At 62.5% G+C, this 16,607-nt stretch carries 16 protein-coding genes; 7 read left to right on the forward strand and 9 right to left on the reverse strand.

Going from position 1 to position 16,607, the window contains the following annotated elements; all coding sequences use genetic code 11:
- Positions 1 to 2: 2 nt before the first annotated feature.
- From R3175_RS09235 to R3175_RS09250, 4 genes are all read right to left on the reverse strand, one after another.
- The gene (locus tag R3175_RS09235; RefSeq protein WP_318943980.1) at positions 3 to 1,088 is read right to left on the reverse strand and encodes a PilW family protein; all 1,086 of its coding nucleotides are present in this window, start codon (positions 1,086 to 1,088) and stop codon (positions 3 to 5) included.
- On the reverse strand, positions 1,085 to 1,555 hold the full coding sequence (gene pilV / locus R3175_RS09240) for a type IV pilus modification protein PilV (RefSeq protein ID WP_318943981.1): 471 nt from the start codon (positions 1,553 to 1,555) through the stop codon (positions 1,085 to 1,087). Before pilV ends, R3175_RS09235 begins: the two co-directional genes overlap by 4 nt.
- Positions 1,552 to 2,064, reverse strand: coding sequence for a GspH/FimT family pseudopilin (locus tag R3175_RS09245; RefSeq protein ID WP_318943982.1), 513 nt, complete (start codon positions 2,062 to 2,064; stop codon positions 1,552 to 1,554). Before R3175_RS09245 ends, pilV begins: the two co-directional genes overlap by 4 nt.
- 719 nt (positions 2,065 to 2,783) lie before the next feature.
- Positions 2,784 to 3,215, reverse strand: coding sequence for a MerR family DNA-binding transcriptional regulator (locus R3175_RS09250; protein ID WP_318943983.1), 432 nt, complete (start codon positions 3,213 to 3,215; stop codon positions 2,784 to 2,786).
- 278 nt (positions 3,216 to 3,493) lie between these two features.
- Between R3175_RS09250 and R3175_RS09255 the strand changes: the two genes are divergently transcribed.
- From R3175_RS09255 to R3175_RS09280, 6 genes are all read left to right on the forward strand, one after another.
- Positions 3,494 to 4,282, forward strand: a complete 789-nt coding sequence (locus R3175_RS09255) for an ABC transporter ATP-binding protein (protein ID WP_318943984.1) — start codon at positions 3,494 to 3,496, stop codon at positions 4,280 to 4,282.
- Positions 4,279 to 4,989, forward strand: a complete 711-nt coding sequence (locus R3175_RS09260; RefSeq protein WP_318943985.1) for an ABC transporter ATP-binding protein — start codon at positions 4,279 to 4,281, stop codon at positions 4,987 to 4,989. Before R3175_RS09255 ends, R3175_RS09260 begins: the two co-directional genes overlap by 4 nt.
- 62 nt (positions 4,990 to 5,051) lie before the next feature.
- Entirely contained in the window at positions 5,052 to 6,251 is a 1,200-nt protein-coding gene (locus R3175_RS09265; RefSeq protein ID WP_318943986.1) for an ABC transporter substrate-binding protein, read from the forward strand.
- 69 nt (positions 6,252 to 6,320) lie between these two features.
- The gene (locus R3175_RS09270; RefSeq protein WP_318943987.1) at positions 6,321 to 7,208 is read left to right on the forward strand and encodes a branched-chain amino acid ABC transporter permease; all 888 of its coding nucleotides are present in this window, start codon (positions 6,321 to 6,323) and stop codon (positions 7,206 to 7,208) included.
- Positions 7,209 to 7,218: 10 nt separating this feature from the next.
- The gene (locus R3175_RS09275) at positions 7,219 to 8,160 is read left to right on the forward strand and encodes a branched-chain amino acid ABC transporter permease (protein ID WP_318943988.1); all 942 of its coding nucleotides are present in this window, start codon (positions 7,219 to 7,221) and stop codon (positions 8,158 to 8,160) included.
- A gap of 141 nt (positions 8,161 to 8,301) precedes the next feature.
- Entirely contained in the window at positions 8,302 to 8,883 is a 582-nt protein-coding gene (locus tag R3175_RS09280; protein ID WP_318943989.1) for a hypothetical protein, read from the forward strand.
- Between the two features lie 67 nt (positions 8,884 to 8,950).
- Here the strand turns inward: R3175_RS09280 and R3175_RS09285 are convergent, their stop codons facing one another.
- The 4 genes from R3175_RS09285 to folE form a co-directional block, all read right to left on the reverse strand.
- The gene (locus R3175_RS09285; protein ID WP_318943990.1) at positions 8,951 to 10,342 is read right to left on the reverse strand and encodes a sodium-dependent transporter; all 1,392 of its coding nucleotides are present in this window, start codon (positions 10,340 to 10,342) and stop codon (positions 8,951 to 8,953) included.
- 206 nt (positions 10,343 to 10,548) lie between these two features.
- Positions 10,549 to 12,120, reverse strand: coding sequence for a PAS domain-containing methyl-accepting chemotaxis protein (locus R3175_RS09290; protein ID WP_318943991.1), 1,572 nt, complete (start codon positions 12,118 to 12,120; stop codon positions 10,549 to 10,551).
- Positions 12,121 to 12,258: 138 nt separating this feature from the next.
- Positions 12,259 to 13,140 carry an EamA family transporter gene (locus R3175_RS09295; RefSeq protein WP_318943992.1) on the reverse strand — a complete coding sequence of 294 codons (882 nt, stop codon included), beginning with the start codon at positions 13,138 to 13,140 and terminating at the stop codon, positions 12,259 to 12,261.
- A gap of 62 nt (positions 13,141 to 13,202) precedes the next feature.
- Positions 13,203 to 13,844 carry a GTP cyclohydrolase I FolE gene (folE, locus tag R3175_RS09300; protein ID WP_318943993.1) on the reverse strand — a complete coding sequence of 214 codons (642 nt, stop codon included), beginning with the start codon at positions 13,842 to 13,844 and terminating at the stop codon, positions 13,203 to 13,205.
- Between the two features lie 219 nt (positions 13,845 to 14,063).
- Here folE and R3175_RS09305 point away from each other — a divergent pair, with 219 nt between their 5' ends.
- Entirely contained in the window at positions 14,064 to 15,506 is a 1,443-nt protein-coding gene (locus R3175_RS09305) for an MATE family efflux transporter (RefSeq protein WP_318944075.1), read from the forward strand.
- On the opposite strand, the gene R3175_RS09310 is transcribed toward R3175_RS09305, so the two are convergent.
- Complete coding sequence (locus tag R3175_RS09310) at positions 15,463 to 16,464, reverse strand: diguanylate cyclase (RefSeq protein ID WP_318943994.1); 1,002 nt, start codon at positions 16,462 to 16,464, stop codon at positions 15,463 to 15,465. The two genes, R3175_RS09305 and R3175_RS09310, sit on opposite strands and share 44 nt — an antisense overlap.
- Between the last annotated feature and the right edge of the window lie 143 nt (positions 16,465 to 16,607).

The following is a 16,607-nucleotide window of genomic DNA, read 5'->3' on the forward strand; positions in this document are numbered from 1 at the left end:
CGTTACCCATCTCCATAGATCCGGTTACGAATGCTCGCGGTAAAGGTGTAGGACCGGTACAGCGCCCGGTCGGTCGGCGTTTGCAGGCCGGTGCTGGCATCGGTGCAGGTCTGCCAGCCCGGGAAGCAGTAATCACCGGGGCTGTCGCCGGCAAACTGGTCCTGGGATCTGATCAGCAGACTCACCCGCACCGCCAACACCTGGGCCAGGGTGGCCGCAGCATTGACATCGTCCTCGGCCGGTGGCGCCCGCCAATCGTCCACAATCTGGTCCGAAGGAATGGTGGTATCCAGGCCGATTTGCGTGCGTAGATCCCGCACGTCGCCAACCAGCTCAACCGGGTCTCCCAGTGTGGTGGCATTGGTCCCGTTGTTGTTGAGCTGGAGACGCTCCATCACCAGGGCCCGCCGGCCATCATCGTCGAACTGCACCGAGTAACGCACGATTGCAGGACGGAAAATATTGGCGTTGCCGGCATATTGCTTGGGCATACCCTGCTTGGCATTCCCAGGGGTTACCGTATTCCCGGTGTTATGCACCAGCTGTACCGAGTTGTTCTGCTGAGGGTTATTGGTGACCTGGAAGATGGTGGCAAATTCACAGTCCGACACCATCAGAATGTCACCTTGAAAGAAAGACGCGGCATCGGTCACTGCAAGGGTCGCGGCCTGGTTCGACGGCACATTGCTCACCCTCACCGGATTGCTGCCATCGATACCTCTGAGCACGATGACGTGGGAGCCGTCGACAATGCTGTTGGTGGTGTCCGTATCCGGGTAGATCTGAACTCCCATCAGCATATTGTCGAGCAGCTCGGATCCTGAATCGCCATCGACGTTATTGATCACGTCCGTCACCTGACTGATACACCCCCAGTAATCCGCATTGCGAATTTCCCGCGCCAGCATCGCCGCGCCCTCACGTCCGGATTCCTGCACATAGGCCAACGACTGGCTGAGGGTGAAGGACCGTTTGTTGGAGACAAAGATCTGGGTGAGTCCCGCCATCAGGATCAGGCCCAGGGTCATGGCCACCATCAACTCAACCAGGGACAACCCCCGCTGGTACGACAAAGTCCTGGCCATCATTGCAACCTCGCCCGCAAGGCAAATTCGCTGGTGCTCCATTCGCCGCCGGTGCCTTTACCGTCCGCGTCGGTCAGTTCACGCCCTTCGCGCTCCTGCCACTGTATGGTGACAACGGCCGCGCCATTGCTATAGGCCACAGAGCCCTGTGCCCCGGGAAGCTCCCGCGCCACCCGGGCGCACCAGGACTTTCTGTCTTCAGAAATTACATTGGAGGCAGATCCGGTGATCGCCTCCGCGCACTGGTCATAGGACATGACGTAGTCGTCCCACTGGCTGGGGTCGTTGATGGCCCGCATCCGCTCCACAATGTCCCCCGCCAGCAACGACGCCCGGGTACGAACATCGGCGTTGTTGTTCATCTTCAGGGTGAACATCTGCAGGCTGGCGACGCCGAGCAGACCCACCGAAAAGATGACGATGGTGACCAGCACTTCCACCATGCTGATGCCACGCTGCTTAGTGTTCATGCGCCGCCCCCACAATCTTCGTTCTCGGTGCGAATCTGACCACCGCCATTGATCTCGATCCGCTGGCCCCGGGCGGGTACCGCGTCGCTGCAGAGCGTGAGGGTGTAAGCCTGGTCGGCAATGGCGTAACCGGCGCCATCAAAGCCAAAGGGCGCGACCGTCAGGCTGGTGGCGGAGCCTGAGACCGTGATATCGGAATGGTCGATCCAGATTTCCCGCACACTCTCACTGGCGGCGCGGCTGCCATCGCCATTGCCATCCACCCAGATCACTGCCCCCAGGGACCAGGATGCGGCACCTTCGCCGTCGGTCATCGGCGACACCCAGACCCGGCCAGCGGTTTTGAGGGCCTCACTGCGAGCATGGTGCACCAGCCCCACCAACTGGTTGGTGGTCGCGGTCATACGGTTCTGGCTGATCAGGGTAACCATGGAAGGAATGGCCCAGCCGACAACAATGCCCAGCACAGCCACGGCAACAATCAGCTCCACCAGGGTAAAACCCGACACACGCCGGTCGGCGAACTTTGTTGCAAATTTCCGCGATTTCAATGGAACCATTGTTGTTATTCCAGCGTTTACTACGTGTCGGCCGGAGTTTCCCGAGCCAACTCAATAAGCTCAGGGATTAACCCAAGCTCATTAGAACACCAAAGCTGCACGCCTGTACCCAGTTTGCGGGCAGGGGCGCCTTGAATTCACAAAAGTTTACAATTCCCTGTGCAGCACACTAACCAACAGCACCGCCGTTCCCGTGCTGAGGAACAATTCCCTACCTTTCAAAGTATCAGAAAAGTGCGCGGGCGAAGCTGGCCGCCACGCCCTGAACCGCCGGCCCTAGCAGCCGCAGACTTGCTGGAGGGCAACGACAGGACTACTGTTCGGCATTAAATTCGCCAATAAATCATTAGGTTGGCTAACTTAAAGGCACTCGCAGGACTGCGGGAAAACCTGGCTTTGGTACGAATGTTTAAAATTGAAAAGAAAATTAGACTTTCGTCCAAAAAGTTGGAACCAAACATAACCAACCGTCGTGTTACCTCCAGTATCCCGTCTTAGAGACGGCATAGCAGGCAGCGACCTGAAGAATAACAACACTAATCAACACCGCCGCGGGGCCCGATAACCGCGAAACTGGGGATGGATTGCACAACGCTCCGGTTTTGCACCAACAAGAAGGGGCACACGGCACTTACTTGGCGCCTGGATCGGCGCAACCGGAGGAGCCTTTACCTGGATGAAGGCTCCTTTTCCGTTTTCTCCCAACCGCTTTGCTTCTTATCCACAAGCTCCGTGAGAGCGTCCCGGCACCGCGCCTCGGCGTTATCCAGTTCCAGGTTCGCCATGGCGATATCGCTCAGTTGTTGCCGCAGACCTTCCCGCTTCTGCTCGATGATCTCCAGCATCAGCTTCAACTGCTGTTCGCTGCCCTGGCTGGTGTTGTCCCACAGGTCGAACAGCTCCTTGGTTTCCGCCAGTGAAAACCCCAACCGCTTGCCCCGCAGGATCAGCTTCAACCTGACCCGGTCCTTACGGGAATAGATCCGGGTCTGCCCGCGACGACTGGGACTCAATAGCCCGGAATCCTCATAGAAACGGATACTGCGGACGGTGATATCGAATTCGTTGGCCAACTCGCTGATGGTGTAGGTCTTGGTCATGGCATCGGGTTCTGAAGGGTTGATGATCAATCTAGCCAAAGCTTACGTTAGCGTAAAGAAAAGACGCCATGGTTGACTGATTTTCTCATTTGATTTCTTTGTAGGCTCCGGTTTTTGCTCGAAAACAGTGCACCGATTGAGCGTAATTCGACCAAAGTCGGACTTGTCCCGGTCTCAAAGGGGTTGCTACGTTGAATACCAGCTTACGTAAGCGTAAGCCTCTTCAGCTTCGCGGCTGAGCCTCAACGACAACAACAACAACGAGATTGGGTGCTCCCATGAGTACAGATTACGTTCTCGAATCCCGAAACCTGGTCAAATCGTTCAAGGGTTTTACCGCGGTGGACGACGTCAACCTCAAGGTGACCCGGGGCCACATCCACGCCCTGATTGGACCCAACGGCGCGGGCAAGACCACGGTGTTCAACCTGCTGACCAAATTCCTCAGCCCCACCTCCGGGCAGATCCTGTTCAACGGCAAGGACATAACAGCCATGAAACCGGCGGCCATTGCCCGCGCCGGTGTCGTGCGCTCGTTCCAGATTTCCGCGGTCTTTCCCCAGCTCACGGTACTGGAAAACGTGCGGGTGGCGCTGCAGCGCAAGGAGGGCAACAGCTTCCATTTCTGGCGCCCCCAGAAAGTGCTGGACCGGCTCAACGGCCGCGCCCTGGAACTGCTCACCTCCGTGGGCCTGGAAGACTTTGCCGATGCCCAGACCGTCGATTTGTCCTACGGCCGCAAGCGCGCCCTGGAAATCGCCACCACCCTGGCGCTGGATCCGGAGCTGATGCTGCTGGACGAGCCCACCCAGGGCATGGGTCACGAAGACGTCGGCCGGGTGGCCGACCTGATCAAACAGGTCTCCGTCGGCCGCACCATCCTGATGGTGGAACACAATCTCCACGTGGTGTCGAAACTGGCAGACCGGATCACCGTGCTGCAACGGGGCGCGATCCTGACCGAAGGCGACTACCCCACGGTCTCACGGGACCCGCGGGTGCAGGAAGCCTACCTGGGCACCGCCGCCTCGGCCGACATCAACGCCGACGAGGAGGTCGAGGCATGAGTTCCCATCGCGAGAAGCTACGCCTGGACGATGTCCACGCCTTCTACGGCGAATCTCATATCCTCCATGGCATCGACCTGCACCTGAACCAGGGCGAACTGGTCACCCTGCTGGGGCGCAATGGCTCCGGCCGCAGCACCACCCTGCGGGCCATCATGAACCTGGTGGGCCGCCGCAGTGGCTCCATCACCGTCAACGGCACCGAAACCATCAACCTGGCCGCCCACCGCATCGCCCACCTGGGCCTGGGCTACTGCCCGGAAGAACGGGGCATTTTCGCCAGCCTCAATGTCGAGGAAAACCTGATGCTGCCGCCGGCGGTGCGATCCGACGGCATGACCGTGGACGAACTCTACGACATGTTCCCCAACCTCTACGAACGTCGCCACAGCCAGGGTACCCGCCTGTCCGGCGGCGAACAGCAGATGCTGGCCCTCGCCCGCATCCTGCGCACCGGCGCCAATATCCTGCTGCTGGACGAGATCACCGAAGGACTGGCCCCAGTGATCGTGCAGAAACTGGGGGAGGTGCTCACCAGGCTCAAGGAGCGGGGCCTGACCATCCTGCTGGTGGAGCAGAACTTCCGCTTCGCCGCACCCATCGCCGACCGTCACTACGTGATGGAGCACGGCCACATTGTGGAGGAAGTCCACGCCGGAGAACTGCAGCAGAAGGAAAGCCTGCTGAATACCTACCTGGGGGTCTGAGGCGGTCTTCCCGCCCCCCTCTCTCGAGAAACAAAAACAATTTGCTCAACTGGAGAGTCACAATGAAAGCATTGACCAACACCGTTGCCGCGGTGGCCCTGACGGCTGCCGCTTCCACCCCGGCCCTGGCCAACATATCCGACGGCAAGATCAAGATCGGCGTACTCGCCGACATGGGCGGGGTCTATTCCGATCTGTGTGGCCCGGGGTGCGTGACCGCCCTGAAAATGGCGGCCGAAGACGTTGGCGGTGAAATCCTCGGCGCCCCCATCGAGATTGTCAGTGCCGACGACCAGCTCAAGGCGGATGTCGGTTCCGCCATCGTCCGCAAGTGGGTCGAGAATGAACAGGTCGATGCCGTGGGAGGCCTGGTCTCCTCTGCGGTGGTGGGCGCGGCCACCAAGGTGCTCACCGACACCAAAAAGATCGCCATGATCTCCACCGCCGCCTCCAACGCCTTCACCACCAGCGCCTGCTCCCCCTACAACGTGCATTGGACCTACAACGTCACCGCCATGGCCAACGGCACCGTCAAGCCGATGGTGGACGCCGGCAAGAAGAAATGGTTCTTCATCACCGCCGACTACGCCTTCGGCCACGCCCTGGAATCGGTGGCCACCGAGGTGATCGAAGCCAACGGCGGCGAAGTGGTGGGCGTGGTACGCGCGCCGCTGGCCACCACCGACTTCTCCTCCTACGTGCTGCAGGCCCAGGCCTCCGGCGCCGATGTGGTGGCCCTGGCCAACGCCGGAGCCGACACCGTCAATGCCCTGAAAGCCGCCACCGAGTTCGGCCTCACCGAGATGGTGGACGTCGCCGGGCTGCTGGTATTCACCCCCGCTGCCCAGGCCATGGACCCGGACACCGCCGGCGGTATGCGTCTGACCACCGGTTTCTACTGGGACTACGACGACCAGACCCGGGAGTGGAGCGAGCGCTTCCGCGAACGCACCGGCAGCATTCCGGCGATGGGCCACGCCGGCGCCTACTCCATGGCCATGCATTACTTCCGCGCCATCGAGGCCGCCGGCACCGACGAGTCCGACGCGGTAATGGCCAAGATGCGGGAGCTCAAGCCCGACGACTTCTTTGCCCGCAACGCCCACCTCCGAGCCGACGGCCGCATGGTGCATGACATGTACTACGCCGAGATCAAGCCGGCCGCCGCACGGGCCAGCGATGACGACATCTTCAAGATCCTCAGCGTCATTCCCGGCGACGAAGCCTTCGCCCCAATGCTGCCCGAGTGCAACTTCAACTAAGGCGATCCGGCCTGCGCGGGTGGCGCTCCTGCCGCCGGTGCAGGCCATTGGCCAGGAGTCACTGAAGCTATGGCGACGTTTCTCGGAATCAACCTGTTTGCCCTGTTCGGGCAATTGCTGGTGGGGCTGATCAACGGCTCCTTCTATGCCCTGCTCAGTCTGGGGCTGGCGATCATCTTCGGTCTGCTGAAAATCATCAACTTCGCCCAGGGGGCGATGTACATGCTGGGCGCCTTCTTTGCCTGGATGGCACTGAGCTATTTCGGCATGAATTACTGGGTGGCGCTGATCGTGGTGCCCCTGGTGGTGGGCTTCCTGGGCATTTTGATGGAGCGCTTCCTGGTACGGCCCATCGCCCATGAAGACCATCTCTACAGTCTGCTGCTGACGTTCGGCGTGGCGCTGATGCTTCAGGGCATCTTCACCCATGTCTACGGCTCGTCCGGGCTGGCCTACGCCATTCCGGAGGCGTTGCAGGGCGGCACCAAACTGCCGTTCATGTACCTACCCAACTACCGGGCCTGGATCATTGTCGCCTCCCTCGTGGTGTGCGGGGCCACCTGGTGGCTGGTGGAGAAGACCCGGCTCGGCGCCTACCTGCGCGCCGGCACCGAGAACCCGCAACTGCTGCAGGCGTTCGGTATCAACGTGCCGCTGATCGTCACCCTGACCTTCGGCTTCGGCGTGGCCCTGGCGGGCTTTGCCGGTGTGATGGCTGCCCCGGTGTATTCGGTGTCCCCGGAAATGGGCTCCAACCTGCTGATCGTGGTGTTCGCCATCGTGGTGATCGGCGGCATGGGCTCCATCGGCGGCGCCATCCTCACCGGCCTGGCCATGGGAGTGATCGAGGGGCTGACCAAGTACCTCTACCCGGAAGCCTCCACCACGGTGATCTTCCTGGTGATGGTGATCGTGCTGCTGCTCAAGCCCGCCGGCCTGTTCGGCAAAGAAGCGTGAGGATGCCCTTATGAAGCCCTTCAGAACCAACCTGTCCAAACCGACCCTGATCCTGCTGGTCGCTGCCCTGGTGGCGCCGTTTGTGCTCTACCCGGTGTTCCTGGCGAAGATTCTCTGCTTCGCCCTGTTCGCCGCGGCCTTCAATCTGTTGCTGGGCTATGTCGGCCTGCTGTCGTTTGGCCATGCCGCCTTCCTCGGCACCGGCGGCTACATCACCGGCTGGCTGATGATGAACGCCGGCATCACCCCGGAGCTGGCGATCCTGCTGGGCACCGGCGCCGCCGGCCTGCTCGGGGCCCTCTACGGCAAGCTGGCGGTGAAACGGGAAGGCATCTATTTCGCCATGGTGACCCTGGCGCTGGCGCAGCTGGTCTTCTTCGTCTACCTGCAGGCGCCCTTCACCGGCGGCGAGGATGGCATGCAGGGGATCCCCCGGGGCGAGCTGTTCGGGTTCATCGACCTGTCCGACAACCTGAACATGTACTACTTCGTGCTGGCGATCTTCCTGTTCGGCTACTGGCTGATCCACCGCACCGTCCACTCGCCGTTTGGCCAGATCCTCAAGGCCATCCGGGAGAACGAACCGCGGGCGGTGTCCCTGGGCTACAACGTCAGCGACTACAAGTGGGTGGCGTTCATGATCTCGGCGGCCCTGGCGGGGCTGGCCGGCTCCACCAAGAGCCTGGTGTTCCAGCTCACCTCCCTCACCGATGCCCACTGGCACATGTCCGGCGAGGTGGTGCTGATGACCCTGGTGGGGGGCGTCGGCACGGTGTTCGGACCGCTGGTGGGTGCCGGCACCATCGTCACCATGCAGAATTACCTGTCCGGCGGCGAACTGGGCAACTATGTCCACATCATCATGGGGGCCATCTTCGTGATCTGCGTGCTGGCCTTCCGTAGCGGACTGGTGGGCGAGTTCCAGAAGCTGGTGAAACGGAATTTCGGTTAGTGAGCCCGGGCGCCAGCCCCCCTGGCGCCCATTTATCCGGTTGGCCTCCTTGTAGCACTTGCCCAGCCCTGGCCCCCGCCCTATGGTGGAAGGAGCCCGGCAGTCCGGCCGGGCCGACACCAACACTAGGGAGAGTAAGCTATGAGACTACTATGGGGGTCCGGCCCAGTGCTGCTGATCTGGCTCATCTGCCTGGCCAGCCAGGCTTCGGCCCAGTCGCTGTCCGACAGCCAGATCCAGAACTTCATCGCCAGCCTGGTGGAACTCAATGCCATGGAGGACGAGTTCGCCGATCTGAAACTGGAAATGGAGCAGGAGCAGGGTCGGCAGGAAATGCCGGATTTCGAGCACCCCATTTCCGACTCGATCCATCGAATCGAAGGGCACCCGGAGTTCGATACCTTCAAGGACGTCATTGAGGGCCACGGCTTCGACAGCCCCGCCGAGTGGGGCGCGACCGGCGATCGGATCTTCCGCGCCTGGATGGCCATCGAGATGGAAAGCCAGGGTGCGACCGTGGATCAGGACGTGGCGAAGGCGTTGGCGGAGATCGACAACAATCCCCACATGACGCAGGCCCAGAAGGACCAGATGAGGGCGATGATGGGCGGGGCCATGGCGGCGATGGAGCAGGCCCGCAATGCGCCGGAGGAAGACATCCGGGCGCTACGGCCACACCTCGACGACCTACGGACTGCCACCGAGTCTGGCGGCAACGACTGATTTCAGTGAACGGGAAACAGATCACCAGCCACCCGCACCCGCGCCGGTGGCTGGCTGGAGGCCGATATCAGGCCATCAGGTTATAGACGAACACCACCACCACCGCCACCGGCGTGACGAACCGCAGCAGGTTCAGCCACAGCGACATGGCGCCGGCGCTGAGGTTCATGTCCTCTTCCAGGGTCTCCCGGGCCACATACCAGCCGACAAACAGGGCGGTCAGCAGGCCTGACAGCGGCAACATGACGTTGGCGGTGAAATAGTCCAGCAGGTCGAAGATGGTCTTGCCCTCGAAGCGCTCGAACATCGCCAGCGGGGCGAAGTCGGACCATTCGTTCAGCGACAGGATGGAGGCAATGCCCAGCAGCCAGCAGGCCACCCCCACCAGCACGGCGCTGCCGCCGCGGCCGAGCACCACCTTCTCTTCCACCCATTCCACCACCGGCTCGAGCAGGGAAATGGCGGAGGTCCAGGCGGCGAACACCAGCAGGACAAAGAACAGTGCGCCAAACAGGCTGCCCAGCGGCATCTGGCCGAACGCCAGGGGCAGGGTCTGGAAGATCAGGCCCGGGCCGGCACCGGCTTCCAGATTGTTGGCGAAGACCACCGGGAAAATGGCCAGACCGGCCAGCAGGGCGACCCCGGTGTCCATCACCGAGACCGTCACCGCTGTGCGGCCGATGGAGACATCCCGCCCCAGGTAGGAGCCGTAGGCCATCATGATGGCCATGCCCAGGCTCAGGGTGAAGAAGGCGTGCCCCATCGCAATCAGCACCGCGTCCATGGTCAGGGCGTTGAAGTTTGGCCGGAACAGGAAACTCACCGCCTGGCCGAAGTGACCGGTGGTGGTGGCGTAGCCCACGGCCACCAGCAGCAACACGAACAGGGCCGGCATCAGGATGTTCACCGCTCGCTCCAGGCCCGACTTGAGGCCTTGGGAGACCACCAGGATCACCAGCGCCATGAACACGCTGTGCCAGAGCAAGAGCTTGGTCGGACTGGCCAGCAGGTCACCGAAGATCTTGCCCACGGTGTCCGCATCCTGGCCGGTGAAATCCCCCATGGCCGCATGGCCCACGTAGGACGCGGCCCAGCCGCCAATCACCGAATAGAACGACAGGATCACGAAGGCCGCAATCACGCCAATGATTGCCGACGCCCGCCACAACGGCGCCCGGCGGTTGCGCTCGGCCATCAGGCGCATACTGGCGATGGGGTTGTGGCGACCACTGCGGCCGATCAGCACCTCCGCCATCATGATGGGGATGCCAATCACCGCAATACAGAGCAGGTAGACCAGTACGAAGGCGCCACCGCCGTTTTCGCCGGTAATGTAGGGGAACTTCCAGACGTTGCCGAGGCCCACCGCGGAGCCGGTGGCGGCGAGAATGAAGGCGAGCCGGGAGGACCACTGGCCACGGGGGGCCGGCGCGCCCGACGCCATGTTGGAGTCAGTCATATTATTATCCTGTGTGAAAATCGGGTTTGCCGCGCAACCGACCCCAATAATAGCTGGATAAGAACGTTTGCGCTCGCCGATCCGGCGACAAAACGTTTTTTCACCGCTTCCAATTGTGGGCGCCATTGCCCGGCAATTGGAGCGGAATTCTGCCAGCCCCGATCACAGGATGCCAGTACTCGGTCACAGCCATGAACACCAGTTCACTATTTTTGGACGTTGAACCGGGCCACCAGGTCCTTGAGCCCCGCGGACATGTTGCTGAGCTGATCGCTGAACGACTTGGCCGAGCCGGCCTTCTCTGTGCTGTGATCCGCCAGCTCGGCGATGCTCACCACTTGCTGGTTGATTTCCTCGGACACCTGGCTCTGCTCCTCGAACGCCGCCGACATGCTGAGGAAGCTGTCGGAAATACGAGCAATGGAACCCACGATGTCCTGCAACGCCTGCTCGGCGGCCTGGACTTTCTCCAGCCCCTGACCGGCCACCTGCTCGCCTTCGCCGGTGGCCGCCACGGCCTCGGCCACCTGGTCCTGGAACTGCTGGATCACGTCCTGGATCTGCACCGTCGATTCCCGGGTCCGGGCGGCCAGTGAGCGGACCTCGTCCGCCACCACCGCGAAGCCACGGCCCTGCTCTCCGGCCCGGGCCGCCTCGATGGCGGCATTGAGCGCCAGCAGATTGGTCTGCTCGGCAATGTCGGAAATCAGCTTGGTGGCCGCCCCAATACTTTCCGTGGATTCCCCCAACCGGCTGATGGCCTGGCCAATAGAACCCACCTGGCCCACCAACTGCTCGATGGCGGCCAGGGCCTCGGCGCTCAGCCGGCTGCCGGAGGCCGCATACTGGTTGGCTTCTTCCGCCACCCGGGCGTTGCTGGTAGCGGTCTCCGTCACTTCCTGGATCGACACCGTCATCTCATTGATGGCCGATGCGGTCTGGTCGGTCTCGGCCCGCTGCCGGGCAATGGCCTCCGCGCCCTCGGTAATCAGCCGGTGGCTGTACCGGGCCTTTTCCAGCAGCTGTTCGGACTGGTCCTCGATCCGCGACAGCGCGGTGTTGATCCGGGCCTGCTCACTCAGCAGTACCATCGCGAGTTGCGAGAACAACCCACTCTCATCGGAATAGGTCAGAGCGACCACCGGATCCTTGAAGGCATCCGGCCGCAGGTTGATCAGACGCTTCAGACGGCCGGTGATCGAACCGAGCAACAGCCCCGCCGCCGCCACATGAGCCACCGCCACCAGGGCCACGGCCAAGGCCGGCTGCTCAAGCTGCAACGCCGCCAGGCTCAACACCAGCGACAGCAGGAACGGCCAGCCGGATTTCACGATGGAGCCCAGGCGACTGAACACCCCGACCGACTGTTTCCCCGCGTTGACTCGTTGATAAAGCGCCTCCGCGCGCCGGACCTGGTCCCGGCTTGGGGCGGTGCGTACCGATTCGTACCCCACCATCTGCCCCCCTTCCCAGATCGGGGTCACATAGGCGCTCACCCAGTAGTGGTCGCCGTTCTTGGCCCGGTTCTTGACCACCCCCATCCAGGGCTTGCCGGCGGAAATGGTGTCCCACATGCCCTTGAACACCGCCGGGGGCATGTCCGGGTGGCGGATGATGTTGTGGGCCTGGCCCACCAGTTCGTCACGGGTGAAGCCGCTGATCTCGACAAACTCGTCGTTGCAGTAGGTGATCACGCCCTTGGGATTGGTGGTGGTGATCAGCCGACCGTCCTCCCGCATTCGGACTTCGTGCTGGGTAACCGGTAGGTTCTTGCGCATGGTCGCTTTTCCTGGACGTTCAGCCAGCGCTCCCGGGCGGAGAGCGCCATTTGCTGAGAGACTGTTTTATTTTCTGCTATCGGGATTATCGGCAACCGGGAACAAACCTTGAACGGATACCGGCGTACGCGATTACCCTTACCCCGCCACCCTCCGCACAGCCAGCCGGGCCGCCGGGTGGCAACGGGCATTGAGCCAGAGCGAGGCGGCAATCACCCCACCCCCGAGTACCAACCGCAGCAGGTCGGCGTCCCGGTTCCAGGTCAACAGGTTGACCAGCAACCCAGCCGGCACCAGGGCGTTGTTCATCACCGCCAGGGTGCCGGCATCCACCTGGCAGGCACCGCGATTCCACAGGAACAGGCCCAGGCCGGAGGCCATCAGCCCCAGCCAGGCCAGGATGCCCCACTGCAGGGACGTCGTGGGCAGGCGATCCGCATCGCCAAAGATCAGGAACGAAGGCAGGGCAATGAGCAACGCCCCCAGGAAGAAATAGCCGAAGGTGGAGCGGGCCGCGAACTGGCCGGCGTAACGCAGCATCAGGTGCTTGTAGCCCACCTGTCCGGCGGCGAAGGTGAAGTTGGCCACCTGCAGCAGGGCGAAGCCCAGCAGGTAGTCCTCGCTGAGCCCATCGTAGCGGATAATGCCGGCGCCCAGGGTGGCAACCGCGGCAGCCAGCAGCGCCACCGGCGAGAAGCGACGATAGAAGCCGTCGTCGATCAGGGTTACGTACAGGGGCGTGAAGATGGTGAACAGCAGCACCTCCGGCACGCTGAGGTAACTGAACGACCGGTAAAGGCACAGGTAGGTAATACCGAACTGCAGGGCACCCACCGCCAGGGTGCCGACACGAAGCCCGGCCGGCACGCCGCGCCAGCGCAGCAGGGGCAGGAACACCAGAGTACCCAGCAGCACCCGGCTGAGCACGGCGAATTCGCTGTCCACCCGTCCGGCCAGAAACTCACCGATCAGACTGAAGGAGAACGCCCACAACAGGGTGACCAGAACCAATAGCGCCATGCCATCTTCCCCGCACTCAAAAGGCGGGCACGGTACCACACCGGACCCGGCCCCGGCCCCGGTTAGCCGGCCAGGAACTCTCGCCGCCGGTCGCGGTCGCTCTTGAACACCCCACCCAGGGCCATGGTCTCGGTGTCGGAACCCACGTCCATGACCCCACGGGCCTTGACGCAGTAATGGGTGGCCTGGATCTGCACCGCCACGTCCTCCACCCCGAGTAAGGTCTGCAGGGCCACCAGGATCTGGTGGGTCAGGCGCTCCTGCACCTGCGGCCGCTGGGCAAAGAAACGCACGATGCGGTTGATCTTCGACAGCCCGATCACCTTGTCGGCGGGCAGGTAGGCCACCCGCGCCAGGCCGTCGATGGTGACGAAATGGTGCTCGCAGGTGCTGAGCACCGCGATGTCCCGGACCCGCACCATTTCATCCACGCCCATTTTGTTGTCAATCTGGGAGATCTTGGGGAAATGGCGGTAGTCCAGGCCGGAGAAGACCTCATCCACGTACATACGGGCAATGCGCTCCGGCGTTTCCCGCAGGCTGTCGTCGTTCAGGTCCAGCCCCAAGGTGGCCACCACTTCCGCCATCAGGCCACTAATCCGCTCGACCTTCTGGTCGCGACTCAGGACATTCTCGTTCAGCGGGGTTTCCAGTCCGCGCTCAATCAGGGCAGTCTGCACCGCCAGGGCTTCGGGGCTCAACATGATCGTTTCCGCTTGTGACAACCGGTTCCGGACAGATACGCGCATCGTCCCGTTTTCGATCACGGGCTCTTTACCAATGGATGTCCGGAGTGTGACAAGCCGCCTATTATCCACAAGCATCTTCCCTTATGCACGTAGGTAGCCTCCACGGGTTACCATTTGTGCCCACGATTACCTGTTTCAGCCGCGAATAATCGGACCCGATACCCCGTGCAGACTCTGGACGAAACCCATCAGCCCCTGCCCGAGGGCCGCCAGCCCCTGGTGCAACGCACCCTGACGGAATGGAAAACCCTGGCCTTGCTGGGGGGACCGATCCTGGTGGCGCAGCTGGCCCAGATGGCCAACGGCGTCATCGATACCGTGATGGCGGGCCACGCCAGCGCCGAGGACCTGGCGGCGGTGGGCATCGGCAGCAGCCTGTGGATGCCGCTGTTCTTGCTGTTCATGGGGCTGCTGAGCGCTCTGCAGCCAATCATTTCCGGTTACCGGGGGGAAGGCGCCGTCGGCCGCATCATGCCGGTAACCTGGCAGGGGTTGTACATTGCGGCAGTCTCCACCACGATCATGATCCTGCTGCTGACCCACGTCCATCCGGTGCTGGAACTGCTCAACCTGGACAGCCATACCGCCGGCATCACCCAGGGCTACCTCGACGCCTTCGCCTGGGGCATTCCCGCCCTGCTGTTGATGACCGCCCTGAGAGGGCTCACCGATGGCCTGGGGCACACCCAGGTGATCATGGCCTTCGCCGTGTTGAGCACCCTGCTCAACCTGCCGCTGAATTATATCTTCATCTACGGCAAGCTCGGCCTGCCCGCCATGGGTGGCGTGGGTTGCGGCTGGGCCACCGCACTGTCCAACAGTGTGGCGGCTGTCGCCCTGTTGCTCTACCTTAACCAAAGCCCCCGCTACCGCCGCTTCCACCTGCTGGGTGACTGGAGCCGGCCAGACCCGGTGGACATCCGTTACATCCTGCGCCTCGGCCTCCCGATCGGCTTCACCATCTTTGTCGAGGCCAGCCTGTTTTCGGTAATCGCCCTGTTCCTTGCGCCACTGGGGCCGGTGGTGGTGGCCGGGCACCAGATTGCCCTCAACGTGGTGTCCCTGCTGTTCATGCTGCCGCTGAGCCTGGGCATGGCACTAACCCTGCGGGTCAGCTTCCTGGTGGGGGCCAGGGCGCCGGACACCGCCCGGCTGATCGCCCGCAGTGCGTTGATCCTGGCCGGCGCCATCGCCCTGGTGTTTGCCTCCCTGCTGTTCCTGACCACCGACGCCATCGCCCGGCTGTATACCGGCGATACTGAGGTGCAGGCGGTCACCGTCTCGCTGCTGCTGTACGCCGCCGTGTTCCAGGTAGCCGACGTGATCCAGGTGACCTGCATCAGTGCTTTGCGGGGCTACAAGGACACCCGCATTCCGATGGTGATCATGCTGTTCTCGTTCTGGGGCGTGGGACTGCCCCTGGGCTATGTGCTGACCTTTACCGACTGGCTGGTGCCCGCGATGGGGGCGGCCGGCTTCTGGGTGGGGCTGACCGCCGGACTCACCTCCGCCAGCGTACTGCTGGGCACCCGGCTGTTGGTGTTTGCGCCGCCCCAGCGTGGGGGACACGACGTCAGCCCGCAGACCGGGCCTCACCCGGTGACGGCGCATAAATAATGCAGTCGCGGCCGCTGGCCTTGGCCTGGTAGAGCGCCTCGTCGGCACGGTCCAGCCAACTGGCGGCGTCGTCGCCGTCGTGCAGGAGCGCGATGCCGTAGGACACGGTGACGATCCCTGCCGGGCTCTTGAGGGAGCGCCGCAGGAAACTCTGCAGATTGGTCATCACCAGCTGCAGCCCGGTCTGGTCCACCCCGGGTAGCAGCAGCACGAATTCCTCGCCACCGAAGCGGAACAACTGATCGCTGCGGCGGGTGTGGGCCTGCAACAACCCGACAAACTCCACCAGTACGTCATCGCCGACGCTATGGCCGAAGGCGTCGTTGATCCGCTTGAAATAGTCCAGATCCATCAGTACCAGGGCGAAGGATTGTCCGTTGCGGGCGTGGGTTGCCACCGCCGCCTTCAACTCCTGGTCCATGGAGCGGCGGTTCTTCACCCCGGTCAGCGGATCCAGGGTTGCCAGATGCTCCAGCCGTTCACGCTGGCTCTCGTTACGAAGGGCAAAGACATAGGCACAGCAGCTGACCACAACGGCGGTGGTGACAAACGACCACATCTGCTCAGCGGACCCGAAGGCCGCCCCGTGGAGCATCAACACCACCAGGGAAGACAGGTTGATCAGGACGGCAATCACCGCTGCGGTCAGGAAGAAGGTGGTAATCAGCGACGGGAACAGCCAGAACAGGCCGGATTCCCCCAGCACCGTCGCCACCGCCACGCCACCGCCGCACGCCACCAACGCCAGCACGAAGCCGCTGCGCCGGGTATCACCGGTCCGCCAGGCGTAGACGACCGTGACGCAAATACTGACCAGTATCAGCGCATCGATGGCCCCGGCCACTGTCGCCCCCTGCCAGAAGCGGAACACCGCAAACGGCGTAATCCCCACCACCGCACAGGCCCCGAGCAAGGTGATGATGGAGAGGCGAAAGTTATTGCGAAGCCGATAAACCATGCCAAACGCCCATGATCCCACTGTTATTAGACTGCCGAACCAACAACAAAGCGAAAACAGAATAGCGGATTGGGCCAGACCAAAAAGCCCCATTACACAAAAAATGACAATTTGTTCGCTTAGTTTTCGACCTGCGTCGCAGG

The organism is Marinobacter sp., from assembly GCF_033722735.1.
Taxonomy (GTDB): Bacteria; Pseudomonadota; Gammaproteobacteria; order Pseudomonadales; family Oleiphilaceae; genus Marinobacter.